Source organism: Actinoplanes palleronii, assembly GCF_016862315.1.
Classification (GTDB): Bacteria; Actinomycetota; Actinomycetes; order Mycobacteriales; family Micromonosporaceae; genus Actinoplanes; species Actinoplanes palleronii.
Window position 1 is genome coordinate 1 of record NZ_BOMS01000202.1, and the last position, 11,842, is coordinate 11,842.

The following is an 11,842-nucleotide window of genomic DNA, read 5'->3' on the forward strand; positions in this document are numbered from 1 at the left end:
TCACGGGTCCCGCTCGCTCGCCCGTCTCCCTGGCGGCTCGGTAAACATTACTAGGTCCCCCACGCAACGCAAAATCGGGGGGTCAGGTGCGCTGCGCGGAGAGTGCCAGGCGCACCCGGTTGGGGCTGTTGGTCTTGGTCATCAGCGCCGTGATGTGCGTCTTCACCGTGGTCACCCCGATGTGCAGGCGGTCCGCGATCTCGGTGTTGGTCAGCCCCTCGGCGACCAGGTCCAGGACGTCCTGCTCGCGTGCGGTCAGGCCGTCGACCCGGGCCGGCGCCTCCGGGCGCGCGTCCACCGCCCGCCGGACCAGCCGGCGCAGCACGTCCTGACTGAACGGGCTCTCCCCCGCCGCGGCCTGCCGGATCCCGTTGAGCAACTCCTCCGGGGGCGCGTCCTTCAGCAGGAAGCCGCACGCTCCGGCCTGCAGCGCCGGGTAGAGGTGGTCGTCGTCCCCGAACGTGGTGAGCACCAGCACCCGGGTGGACGGTCGCTCCGCCATGATCCGGCTGGTCGCGGTGATGCCGTCGACCCCCGGCATCCGCAGGTCCATCACCACCACGTCCGGCAGGAGCTGTGCCGCCAGGGTCACCGCGCCCCGGCCTTCGCCGGCCTCGCCGACCACCTCCATGCCGTCCTCGGCGTCCAGCAGCATCCGCAGGCCGGCCCGGATCAGTTGCTGGTCGTCCACCAGCAGCACCCTGATCATGAGGACGCCAGTGCGGCGATCGGGTGATCCCCGGGCAGCATGGTCGCCACCCGCCAGCCCGGCCCACTCGGTCCGGCCGTCAACGACCCACCGAGCACCTCCACCCGCTCCCGCATCCCGGTCAACCCGTGCCCACCACCGGGCACGATGTCGACCGGCGCGGCGGCCGGGGAAAAGGCCGATGAGACAGCCGGGGAAGAGGCCGGTGCGGAAGCCGGGGAAAAGGCCGGGGGAAAAGCCGGCGACGACGGGAAGTCCGTGACCGACCAGTGCAGGTCGGAGCCCTCCATCACCACCGACAGCTCAGCGCGGGCATCCGGCCCGGCGTGCTTGGCCACATTGGTCAACCCCTCCTGGGTGAGCCGGAGCAGCGCCAGCCCCCGCACCGCGTCCAGCTCCACCACCGCCGGGTCGATCTCCGCCTCGACGACCACGCCGGCCCGGCGCGCGGTCTCGACCGCACCGTCCAGTGCGGCCGGCAACGCGCTCGGGTCGATGGCGGTCAGGGCGGCATCACCTCGTACGCGATCGGGGTCTCGAAGGACCGCGACCAGCCGCCTCAGATCGGTCAAAGCGGCCGTGCCCGTCCGGTGCACGTCGTCGAAGACCTCCGCGGCACGCGGATCGAGGTCGGGCAGCACGTGCCGGGCCACCCCGACCCGCAGCACCATCGAGGCCACGTGGTGCGCCACCACGTCGTGCAGCTCCCGGGCGATCGCGCTGCGCTCGTCGGCGCGGCTGGCCCGGTGTTCCGACTCGCGGCGCCGCTGTTCCTCCGCGGCGCGTTTCGCGGCCTGCACGCCGAGCTCGCGGGTGGTCCGGACGACCAGGCCGAGCAGGATCGGCAGGCCCAGGTTGGTGGCCAGCCCCATCAGCGACTGCAGCAGGTGCCCGGACGAGGGCGGGTCGCAGATCAGGTAGATCACGGTCACCGCGGCGACCGCGACCGCCAGGAAGCTCTTCCGGGACGCCCAGAGAGCCAGCTCGCCGATCGCCCACGCGGTGCCGACCTGGTTGATCGTCGCGTCGTCCAGCTGGACCATCGCGATCGCGAACAGCACGGTCTGCGCCACCAGGTTGATCGGCGGGCGGCGGTGCAGCAGCAGGGCCGCGGCGAACGCGAGCACCGCGAGCACCCACTGCGGCGTGGTCGGCGGGTGCTCGGAGTGGCTGATCACGAGCAGGTAGGCCACACCACTGCAGTCGAGCAGCACCATGCGCGTCAGGGTGTCGTGCGCATCGAGGAACTTGGCCATGACGGTCAGCCTAGGTCCTCGGGGTGGCCACGGCGGGCCGTGAGACGGCCGGCCAGCGGGTGCGTACCGCGAGGTAGACGCACAGCCCGATCGGCCCGAGCAGGATGGTGAGCAGCAGGATCGGGGCGAGGACCAGATGCGGGATGCCCCGGTCGCGGGCGTCCAGCCAGGTCCACCGGCCGACGAACAGGTCGAAGCCGATCATGTGGGCCCAGCCGGCCGCCGCGCCGTTGGACGTGCCGAGCAGGTCACGCACCCCGCCCAGGGTCGGGTTGGCGACCGCGGGCAGCACCTCGCCGAACGCCGGGATCACCAGCGCCGCGTAGATCACCAGCACCGGGAGCACGATCAGCGGCGAGGCGATGATCCGCCGGGTCCAGGACCAGCCGGGAAGCACGATCATCAGCGCCCAGAACGGCGCGGCCAGCAGGAAGGTCAGCTCGAACAGGAACCCGGTCATGCGGTCACCATCTCCGGCCGGCGCGCCCGGGACAAGACCATCCCGGCACTCGCGGCCGTCCCGAGGACGAGGACCGCGAACGCGAGGAGGACGGGACCATCCGGTTGCAGCAGCGGCGACGACCGCAGGGCCTGCCAGGTCAACAACGGCACGAGTACGCCGTACGAAATCCCCGCCACCAGCACCAGCCTCGCCTGAGTCGCGGCATCGATCCGGTGTCCCGCCCACCTCGCGAGGGCGAACGCCAGCAGCGGGAGCACCTGCAGCGCGTGCAGCCCGACGAAGTGCCCGATCCGCAGGTCCCCGCCGACCGTGCTCCACCCGGTCAACGGCATCCCGGGTCCGCCGTCGGGGAGGCCGACCGTGTGCGCGCCGGCGACCCCGGCGACCCCGGTCTGCCGGCTGGTCATGGTGAAACCGGTCATCATGCCGGCCAGCGAGATGAACAGGCCGAGCCGGATCGCGTACGCGGCGGCCCGGTCCGCGATCCGCTGCCGCAGCACGCCGATCCCGATCACCAGGTGGGCCAGGAACAGCACCATGATCGAGGTGCCCATGATCGACCAGAGCGTCTCGTTCAGCGGGGTGCTCACGTTGTAGTGGCTGGTGGTGCCCCGGATCACCTGGGTCACCACGATCGCCAACTCGGCCACCGTGACGGCCACGATGATCGTTCCGGCCCACTCGGCGACCCGGCTGCGGCGCGGCATGATCGAAAACAGCCAGGCCAGGGTCCAGGCGTAGATGGCGAACGAGACGGAGAACTTGAACGGCTTGAGCCAGATCGGCACCCCGGTCAGCACCCGGGAGTCGGCGAACAAGCCGATACCAGAGATCACCGCCAGCGCGACGGTTGCCCAGGTCAGCGCCATCAGTGGCCGGTGCCATCGGCGCGGTGCGGAGACTTCGACGGTCGTCATGCTCTTCACCCTGGTGCCGTCCGTGCCGCAAATCGCCCATCCCGCGGCCGTACCTGCGGCCGCTCGTCCGAGGTCGGTCTCCTCCCTGGGTAGGAGGCGGCTCCGTAGGGGGCGGCAATACTGTGCCGGTGCAACCCGGAGCCCCTGGCCTGACCGATTACCCCCTCGACACCGACGGACGCCGCAGCAGCGCGGCGCTGGGCCGGGCGGTGGTCGCCGACGCCCTGCGCCCGGTCGATCCGGCCGCCGCCGCGGCCGCCGAACGCGAGCCCGACTGGCGACGCGGCTACCTGCGGCACTTCCGGGCGCTGCTGGAGGCCGGGCTGAGCGCGGACGGCGCCGCCGGATACACCATCGCCGAGGCCGGGCTGACCTCGCTGCACGCCCGGATGCGGTACGTCCGCACCGACGGCGAGTTCACCCTGGCCCAGGCGCTGCTCGCGGTGCCGGAGCGGCCGTACGACACGGTCGAGGTGAAGGGCTCGGCGGCGCCCGAGCGCGAGCTCACGCTGCCGTACCGGGGCGCCGAGCTGCGCGGTGACGCCCTGACCCGGACGCTCGACGACTGGGTCGCGGCCGGCGTGGTCGAACAGTCGTGCGCGGCCGCCGTCCGCGAGGTGGCCGCGAACCCGGACTGGCTGGACCTGAGTGACCTGCGGATGGCGCTGCTCGGTGCGGCCGCCGAGATGGGACCGCTGCGGGCGCTGCTCGGCTGGGGCGCGACGGTGCTGGCAGTGGACCTGCCCCGGCCGGACCTGTGGGAGCGGATCTCCGCGGTGGCGGCCGGCTCGGCGGGCCGGTTGTCCGCACCGGTGGCCGACGGCGGGACGCCCGGCGCGGACCTGGGCGCGGAGCCGAGCCGGGTGGCGCAGTGGCTGCTCGGCTTCGACGGGCCGCTGGTGCTGGGCAACTACGGGTACGCGCCGGGCAGTGCGTACCCGCGGCTGGCCACGGCGGTGGACGCGCTCGCGGTGCACATCCGGCAGCAGCGCCCGGACACCGCGCTCGCGGTGCTGGCCACCCCGACCGACGTGTACGCCGTACCGGCCGAGGCGGTCGAGCAGTCCCGGGCCAGGTTCGCGGCTCGGGGCCGCCGGGCGCGGGTGACCGGTGCGTTCTCCGGCGGGCGGCTGCTGTTCCCGAACTATCCGCAGCCGGTCGAGCCCGGGATCAACGACAGCCTGGTGCCGCAGCAGGGGCCGAACTACGCCCTGGCGAAGCGGATCCACCGGTGGCGGGCCACCGTCGCGCGGCGGGACGGGACGGTCAGCTTCGCGGTGGCGCCGCCGGCCCGGACCCGGTCGGTGACGAACAACCGGCTGCTGGCGGCCGCGTACACCGGGGCGCACCTGTTCGGCGTCGAGGTGTTCGAGCCGGACACGGCGAGCAAGCTGATGGCCGTGCTGCTCGTCCATCAGCTGCGCAAACCCCGTGCGGCGGACGCGGCGGCGTGGCGGGACGAGGCGGTGGCGGCGGCGCACGGCGGGCTGTGGCGGACGGCTTACCACCCGCGTACGGCATTGCCGCTGGCCGCCGTGCGCGGTTTCCTGTAACAGGACGTGGTTATGGTCCAGTAATGAACACGGCCGGTCTGGTGCTCGCGGCCGGTGCGGGCCGGCGGTACGGGATGCCGAAGGCGCTGGTCCCGTACCGGAATAGGCTCTTGGTGCAGCACGCGGCCGCGACCCTGCGCCGAGCCGGCTGCACACGGACGGTGGTGGTCCTCGGCGCCCGCGCCGAGGACGTCATCCGCGCCGCGCCGGATCTGCCGGAGATACTCGTCAACCCGGACTGGCCCACCGGGATGGGCTCCTCGCTGCGCGCCGGGTTGACCGCCCTGACCGGGGACGACTCCCTCATCGCGGTCGTGGTCCTGCTCGTCGACATGCCCGGGGTGACCGCCGGGGCGGTCCGCCGGATCGCCGCGCACGCCGCGCCGGACGCCCTGGTGATGGGTGGCTACGCGGGCCGGCGCGGCCATCCGGTGCTCCTCGGCCGCGAGCACTGGGCCGGCGCCGCCGATGCCGCGACCGGTGATCGCGGCGCCCGGGATTATCTGCGCGCCCACGAGGTATCCGTGATCGAGGTCGGCGACGTCGCCGACGACACCGATCTGGACCGTCCGGGAGATCTTGATGCGTGACGTGCTCGCCGACCTGCTCCGCTGGTGGTCCGCCGGCGAATCGGCCGGACTGGCCACGGTCACCGCGACCTGGTCGAGCGCGCCCCGCCCGGCCGGCGCGGCGCTGGCCGTCGGCCCGGACGGCGTGGCGATCGGCAGCGTCTCCGGCGGGTGTGTGGAGGCCGCCGTCTACGACCTGTGCCTCGAGGTCGCCGAGACCGGGCAGGCGCGCACCGCACGGTTCGGGGTCGCCGACGACCTGGCCATGGGTGTCGGACTGACCTGCGGCGGTACGGTCGAGCTGACCGTCGGCCGGGTCGACGCCTCGTCCTTCCCCGACCTTCCGGCCCTGGTCAGCGCGGTCGAGGCGGATGAGCCGGCCGCGCTGATCGTCGACGGCGGCGCGTTCACGGTGGTCTTCCCCGGCGCGGGTGATCCGGAGGCACGGCGGATGCTGGCCGAGGGGCGGACCGGATTGCTGCCGGACGGCCGGCTGGTGGTCTCGTTCGTGCCGGCGCCCCGGATGCTGGTCTTCGGCGCCACCGATCACGCCGCCGCGGTGGCCCGGATGGGCGCGTTCCTCGGGTACCGGGTGACCGTCTGCGACGCGCGGGCGGTCTTCGCCACCGCCCGCCGGTTCCCGGGCGCGGACGAGGTGGTCGTCGACTGGCCGCACCGCTACCTGGCGGCCGAGGACGAGGCCGGCCGGATCGACAGGCGGACCGTCGTCTGCGTGCTCACCCACGACCCGAAGTTCGACGTGCCCACCTGCGAGCTGGCGCTGCGCCTCGACCTGGCCTACGTCGGCGCGATGGGCTCCCGGCGCACCCACGACGACCGGCTCGGCCGGTTGCGCGAGGCCGGGCTGGACGCGGCGGAGCTGGACCGGCTCAGCTCGCCGATCGGCCTGGACCTGGGCGCCCGCAGCCCGGAGGAGACGGCGGTGAGCATCGCCGCGGAGATCGTCGCGCTGCGGCACGGCGGCTCCGGCGACCGGCTGTCGAGCCGGTCGGGGCCGGTCCACGCTCGTCACTGACAGTGACCTCAGCGTCGCGCAAAATAGTTTGCGGGCGGAAGCAACCTTTCCGCTCCGGCCGCACACTAATGCCTTTGACAGCGCTATTCCGAATCGCATTCCGGGCCGCTTTATTAACTAATGGGAAGTGTTGACAACCACCATTTTCCGGAAGCACGATAGCGTCGTTCCCCATCCCCCATGGAAAGGCTGCTCGTGTTCAAGAATCTGCGGAAGCGTTGGCGTGCCGGGCTCGTGGCGGTCACCGCGATCGGACTGGGCCTTGGCGCAGTGGTCTACACGCAGGGCGCCTCCGCGGCGACCTGGCCGACCGCCACCGGCACCACCAAGCTGACCGCCACCAAGGCGGTCTCCGGCACCCTCGACGGCGGCCTGAAGCGCTTCATCGGCAGCGGCGCGCTCGGCGGCGACTCACAGGAGGAAGGCCAGGACCCGCTCTTCGAGCTGGCCGACGGCGCCACCCTGAAGAACGTCATCCTCGGTTCCCCGGCCGCGGACGGCGTGCACTGCAAGGGCTCCTGCACGCTCACCAACGTCTGGTGGGAGAACGTCGGCGAGGACGCCGCGACGTTCCTTGGCGGTTCCAGCGCGACCTACACCGTCAACGGCGGCGGGGCCAAGAGCGCCGACGACAAGGTCTTCCAGCACAACGGCGGCGGCACGCTGACCATCAAGAACTTCGCGGTCGACGACTTCGGCAAGCTGTACCGCTCGTGCGGCAACTGCAAGACCCAGTACAAGCGCAAGGTCGTCGTCGACAACGTCACCGCGACCTACCCGGGTCTGTCGCTGGTCGGGATCAACTCCAACTACGGCGACACCGCGACGCTGTCGAACATCACCATCGTGAACGACACCAAGAAGAAGCTCGCCGTCTGCATCACCTTCAAGGGCAACAACACCGGCGCCGAGCCGACCAAGGTGGCCACCTTCACCGGCAGCACCGGTGGCGACGGTACGAACTGCAAGTTCACCAAGGCCAACGTCACCTACAAGTGATCGGTCAGCTCATGCAGTGACGTGATGCGGTGCGGTTCGTCCAGCGGCCCGGTTCCCCACCGGTCGAGATGGACCGCCCGCAGCCCGGCGGCCCGTGCCGCCAGCACGTCGAGATCGTGCCTGTCCCCAACGCTGAGGACCTCCCCGGGCCTCAGCCCCCAGCGGGCGACCGTCCCGCGGAACGCGCCCGGATCGGGCTTGGCCATCCCCAGATCGTCGGGAGTCCACACGGGCCCCAGATCGGCCAAGCCCATCCGGGCGAGTTTTTTGCGCTGCTGGCCGGCCGAGCCGTTGGTGAGCACCGCCACCCGGAGGCCGTGGGCCGCCACCGCGGCGAGCGCACCGGTCACGTCGCCGAACGCGTGATAGGCGCTCTCGTACTCGACCAGGTAACCGCCGAAGACGGCGTCGAGGCCCTCCGGATCGTCCGAAAAACCGAAATCGCGAAGCCGGCGCCGGCGCTGCTCCGGGAAATCGATCTCGCGTCGCCGCCAGGTGGCCAAATGCTTTTCGGCGACCTCGTGCCAGCGTGCGATCGTGGCCGGATCCGCGACCATTCCGACAGTCGGCAACCAGGCCGTCAGCGCGAGCTCCACCGAAGCGTCGTGGTCACCCAGAGTGCCGTCCAGGTCGAAGAGAACCCCTCGTAGCGTCAATTCACCCTCGCTCGCAGTCTCCGCGCGTCACCTCGCGCGTAGCCGTCGCAGCATCCGCGCGTCGCCGAAACCTACCGCGCGGGCCGCGGCCTCGACCGTCGCGCCGTGCCCGATCAGGTATTCCGCCCGCTCGACCCGCAACAGCTGCTGATACCGCAGCGGAGTGCGCCCGGTCGCGGCCGAGAAAAGCCTGGTCAGCGTACGTTCGCTGACGTCAGCCCCGGCCGCCAGCTCGGCCAGCCGCAACGGCTCGGCGAACGACGCGTCGATCCGGTCCTGCACCCGGTGGACCACGTCGCTGAGGTGCGCGCGGTGCCGCAGCATCGCACTGGCCTGCAGCTCGTCGCCGTTGCGCCGGGCGTAGACGACCATCTCCCGAGCCACCCGGGCGGCCACCGCCGGGCCGTGCCGCAGCGCGACCAGGTGCAACGCCAGATCGATGCCGCTGGCGATGCCGGCCGAGGTGACCACCCGGTCGTCGGAGACGTAGAGCACGTCTCGGACCAGCGCCGACCGCGGATAGCTGCGGGCCAGGACGTCCTGCAGGTCGTGGTGGGTGGTGCAGCGGCGGCCGTCGAGCAACCCGGCCCGGCCCAGCGCGTCGGCGCCGGCACAGACACTGGCCACGGTGCCACCGGCCGCGTGATGCTCCGCGATCCGGCGGAGCGTGGCGGTGCGGAAGAAGCCGTACCCGTCGCGCCAGCCCGGGACGACCACGAGATCGTCCGGGGTGAGCGCGGGCCAGTCCAGGTCGGCCTGCAGCACCACGCCCTGCCAGGTCGGTACGGCCGGTGACTCGGCGACGTAGCGGAGCGTGTAGCCGGGCGCCGTGGAGAAGACCTGGGCCGGCCCGGCCAGGTCGAGCAGATGCACCTGCGGGGTGAGGACGAACACCACCACGCTCACGATCCGGTCAGCCCTTCTCCACCTCTGCCACGGTACGGACGGTGGCGAAGCGGCCGGCCAGCGCGTACTCCGTGCGGGTCACCACGTCCGCGGCGGCCAGCGTACGCGGGTCGGCCAGCAGCTCGGCCACGCTCTGGTCCTCGGGCGCCTCCCAGTGCGGGATCGGGAACGTCGCGGTCGCGTCGGTGACGTAGGTGACCTGATACCCGAGGTCGGAGGCGAACCGGGCGGTGGTCTCCACACACTGCTCGGTACGCAGCCCGCAGACCGTCACGGCGTGCACCCCGGCCACGGTCAGCCGATGCTGCAGGTCGGTGGTGGTGAACGCGTTGTGCACGGTCTTCACCAGCACCGGCTCACCGTCCGCCGGGACCAGCTCGTCCATCAGCCGGACGAACCCGTTCGCCGGGTCGAAGGTGCCGCCGCTGCCGGGCTCGGAGTGCAGCACCCAGATGACGGCCTGCCCGGTGGCGCGCGCGTGGTCGACCAGGCGCTGCACATTCGGGACGACCTCGGGGTTGTTCACGGTCTGCCAGAGCGGGCGGGCGCGGAACGACTCCTGGACGTCGATCACGATCAGAGCTTCAGTCATACCGTCCATCGAACCCGCTCCGGGTGGGCCGGGACAGGCCCTTTCCAGACCCACCCCGGAACGATCCGGTCACCTGCGGGCGTGCGCGTGCCGGATCAGCCGGTCGACGTCCCCGTCCTCGGGCGGGTTCACCATCGACGCCCAGCTCTGGACCGCGTAGACCGGGTGGGGGAACCAGCGCCCCGTGGCGGAGAAGTCGATTTCGGACTGGTGGGTGGCGAAGGCTTCCGGTCCGTACCCGAAGAGGTCCTTGAACGCGACGCGGCCGAGCTCGACGTTGAGCCGGAACCTGCCCGGGCGGTCCAGGTCGGAGCACTCGTCGAAGCCGGGGACGTTGCGCACGACGATCGTGGCGAACGGGCGCATCCGGTCGTCACCGACGAAGTAGAAACGGTCACCCCAGCTCAGCTCGGGCGCGCCGGTGCCGGGGCCGGCGATCAGCTCGGTGACGCCGGGCAGGCGCCGGATCCGCTCGGCGAGCGCGTCGACTTCTTCGATAGGCATGGCCTCTATCGTATCGTTGACACACCCAGTGAGGGTTCCGCTGGATTCTTCCAGGAGCATGATGCCGAAGTCTCAAACCATCAGTTACCGGCCGGTGGATCTGGCGCGGCCGCACGGGCTCTCCGCGCAGGCGATCCGCAACTACGAGAGCGACGGGGTCATCCCGCCGGCGCAGCGCACCCCGACCGGGTATCGCGCCTACGGCGAACAGCACGTGCTCGCGGTGGGCGCGTTTCTCGCGCTCGCCAAGGCATATGGGCACGGGCCGGCCGGGGTGATCATGCGGGCCGCGATGCAGGGCGATCTGAACACCGTCTTCACGACGATCGATAGCGGTCACGCCCGGCTGATCAGGGACCGGGAGACGCTGTCCGCCGTCGAGGCGGCCGCGGATTCCCTCGTGGATTTGCCGCTACCGGCGCCGGCCGGCTTGCCGGCGGCGCTGCCGGTCGGGGCGCTCGCCCACCGGCTCGGGGTCACCCCCGCGACGCTCCGCAAATGGGAGCAGGCCGGGATCCTGGTGCCGGCCCGGGACCGGGCGTCGCAGCAAAGGCTCTACAGCCCGGACGACGTGCGCGACGCGGAGCTGGCCCACCTGCTCCGGCGGGGTGGTCACGGCCTGTCGCACATCGCCACGGTGCTCGGCCAGGTCCGCGCGGCCGGCGGCGCCGAAGCCCTGGCCGCGTCACTTGCCGACTGGCGGGCTCGGCTGATCACTCACGGTCAGGCGATGCTGTCGGCCGCGGCTCGGCTCGCCGAGTTCCTGGCTGTCCCGCCCGAGGGGGTTTCGGGCGGGACAGCGCGCAGAAGTCCGCGTCAGCGCGGATAGTCCCGGTAGTTACCGGCGTAGTAGTCACCGACCTGATCCCGGTAGCTCTCGGTCTCGAAGGTCTCCTTGTCGTACTCCGGAGAGTCCTTGATCTGGTCCTTCGTGCGATCCACGTAGACCTTGCGTTCGTCGTGGTCGACGCTCTGCACGGTGCCGGCCGGCAGCAGCACCTTGCTACCGAAGATCCACGGACCGGTGTCCACCACGAGGTGGGCGCTGCCGACGTCGTAGCTGGCCTTGTCGATCGAGCCGATGTGTCCATCGGTCGCCTCGACCTTGTACCCGACCAGATCAACGCCGATCCGGCCGGCCTCGTCGACGACATCGGCGTCGGCGGGCTGTGCATTTCCGGCCAGAGCCGGGTCCCGCCAGGACCACGGAGTGAAAGGCGTGGGTTGCATGTCGGCCTCCTTCATCGATGACATTGCCGCTGCCTTGTGCCTACCCGCTGCCCGGCGGTCCAATCACAAGTGGCACGTTTGTCCCTCGTTCCGGTCTCCCCAATCAAGATCAAAATCAGGATGTCGTATGTGGGCGGTGGGTACAGACCGCCGCTCCCGCCGAGGGCCCTTCCGGTCCGAGCTGGCCGCTGGCGCGTCCAAAGCGCTCGGCCCTCCAGGGCAATGCCCGTGGGTGGTCCCGACCCACAACCCCCTGCCCAGGTCCCTCCTGCGGCACCCGGCCGCTTTCCTGCCCCAACCCCTTTCCCGCTCCCAGTCCCTTCCCGCTCCGGGCCGCTCTTCTCCAGACCCTCACTTTCGGGCCCTCTCTCCCAGGGCCCCCTCTCTCGGGTTCCTTGCTGCTCCCCGCCCGCAAGCGCAACCCCAGGCCGCAAGCGCGAGGTGGACGGTTC

14 protein-coding genes are annotated in these 11,842 nt (G+C 71.5%); 5 read left to right on the forward strand and 9 right to left on the reverse strand.

The window, feature by feature from the left end; translation table 11 throughout:
- Positions 1 to 82: 82 nt before the first annotated feature.
- Genes Apa02nite_RS50375 through Apa02nite_RS50390 form a run of 4 tightly spaced genes read right to left on the reverse strand, consistent with a single transcriptional unit; the run spans position 83 to position 3,345 of the window.
- The gene (locus Apa02nite_RS50375) at positions 83 to 709 is read right to left on the reverse strand and encodes a response regulator transcription factor (RefSeq protein ID WP_067687477.1); all 627 of its coding nucleotides are present in this window, start codon (positions 707 to 709) and stop codon (positions 83 to 85) included.
- Positions 706 to 1,965 carry a sensor histidine kinase gene (locus Apa02nite_RS50380; RefSeq protein ID WP_203831518.1) on the reverse strand — a complete coding sequence of 420 codons (1,260 nt, stop codon included), beginning with the start codon at positions 1,963 to 1,965 and terminating at the stop codon, positions 706 to 708. Before Apa02nite_RS50380 ends, Apa02nite_RS50375 begins: the two co-directional genes overlap by 4 nt.
- A 10-nt stretch (positions 1,966 to 1,975) precedes the next feature.
- A complete protein-coding gene (locus Apa02nite_RS50385) occupies positions 1,976 to 2,425 on the reverse strand; it encodes an ABA4-like family protein (protein WP_203831519.1) in 450 nt (149 codons plus the stop codon).
- Positions 2,422 to 3,345, reverse strand: coding sequence for a hypothetical protein (locus Apa02nite_RS50390; RefSeq protein ID WP_203831520.1), 924 nt, complete (start codon positions 3,343 to 3,345; stop codon positions 2,422 to 2,424). Before Apa02nite_RS50390 ends, Apa02nite_RS50385 begins: the two co-directional genes overlap by 4 nt.
- Before the next feature lie 128 nt (positions 3,346 to 3,473).
- On the opposite strand from Apa02nite_RS50390, the gene Apa02nite_RS50395 reads away from it, so the two are divergent.
- From Apa02nite_RS50395 to Apa02nite_RS50410, 4 genes are all read left to right on the forward strand, one after another.
- Positions 3,474 to 4,898: a hypothetical protein gene (locus Apa02nite_RS50395; protein ID WP_239165144.1), complete on the forward strand. Its 1,425-nt coding sequence runs from the start codon at positions 3,474 to 3,476 to the stop codon at positions 4,896 to 4,898.
- Between the two features lie 23 nt (positions 4,899 to 4,921).
- Positions 4,922 to 5,488 carry a nucleotidyltransferase family protein gene (locus Apa02nite_RS50400; RefSeq protein ID WP_203831521.1) on the forward strand — a complete coding sequence of 189 codons (567 nt, stop codon included), beginning with the start codon at positions 4,922 to 4,924 and terminating at the stop codon, positions 5,486 to 5,488.
- Positions 5,481 to 6,503, forward strand: coding sequence for an XdhC family protein (locus tag Apa02nite_RS50405; protein ID WP_203831522.1), 1,023 nt, complete (start codon positions 5,481 to 5,483; stop codon positions 6,501 to 6,503). Before Apa02nite_RS50400 ends, Apa02nite_RS50405 begins: the two co-directional genes overlap by 8 nt.
- 180 nt (positions 6,504 to 6,683) lie before the next feature.
- On the forward strand, positions 6,684 to 7,502 hold the full coding sequence (locus Apa02nite_RS50410; RefSeq protein WP_203831523.1) for a pectate lyase: 819 nt from the start codon (positions 6,684 to 6,686) through the stop codon (positions 7,500 to 7,502).
- Here Apa02nite_RS50410 and Apa02nite_RS50415 read toward each other — a convergent pair.
- From Apa02nite_RS50415 to Apa02nite_RS50430, 4 genes are all read right to left on the reverse strand, one after another.
- Positions 7,493 to 8,158: an HAD family hydrolase gene (locus Apa02nite_RS50415; RefSeq protein WP_203831524.1), complete on the reverse strand. Its 666-nt coding sequence runs from the start codon at positions 8,156 to 8,158 to the stop codon at positions 7,493 to 7,495. The two genes, Apa02nite_RS50410 and Apa02nite_RS50415, sit on opposite strands and share 10 nt — an antisense overlap.
- A gap of 27 nt (positions 8,159 to 8,185) precedes the next feature.
- Complete coding sequence (locus Apa02nite_RS50420; RefSeq protein WP_203831525.1) at positions 8,186 to 9,064, reverse strand: GlxA family transcriptional regulator; 879 nt, start codon at positions 9,062 to 9,064, stop codon at positions 8,186 to 8,188.
- A 7-nt stretch (positions 9,065 to 9,071) separates the two neighbouring features.
- Positions 9,072 to 9,656: a cysteine hydrolase family protein gene (locus tag Apa02nite_RS50425; RefSeq protein ID WP_203831526.1), complete on the reverse strand. Its 585-nt coding sequence runs from the start codon at positions 9,654 to 9,656 to the stop codon at positions 9,072 to 9,074.
- Between the two features lie 69 nt (positions 9,657 to 9,725).
- Positions 9,726 to 10,160 carry a DUF6194 family protein gene (locus Apa02nite_RS50430; RefSeq protein ID WP_203831527.1) on the reverse strand — a complete coding sequence of 145 codons (435 nt, stop codon included), beginning with the start codon at positions 10,158 to 10,160 and terminating at the stop codon, positions 9,726 to 9,728.
- A gap of 61 nt (positions 10,161 to 10,221) precedes the next feature.
- Here Apa02nite_RS50430 and Apa02nite_RS50435 point away from each other — a divergent pair, with 61 nt between their 5' ends.
- Positions 10,222 to 10,989, forward strand: a complete 768-nt coding sequence (locus Apa02nite_RS50435) for a MerR family transcriptional regulator (RefSeq protein ID WP_203831528.1) — start codon at positions 10,222 to 10,224, stop codon at positions 10,987 to 10,989.
- Here Apa02nite_RS50435 and Apa02nite_RS50440 read toward each other — a convergent pair.
- Positions 10,977 to 11,390 carry a PRC-barrel domain-containing protein gene (locus Apa02nite_RS50440; protein ID WP_203831529.1) on the reverse strand — a complete coding sequence of 138 codons (414 nt, stop codon included), beginning with the start codon at positions 11,388 to 11,390 and terminating at the stop codon, positions 10,977 to 10,979. The genes Apa02nite_RS50435 and Apa02nite_RS50440 overlap by 13 nt on opposite strands.
- Positions 11,391 to 11,842: the final 452 nt, after the last annotated feature.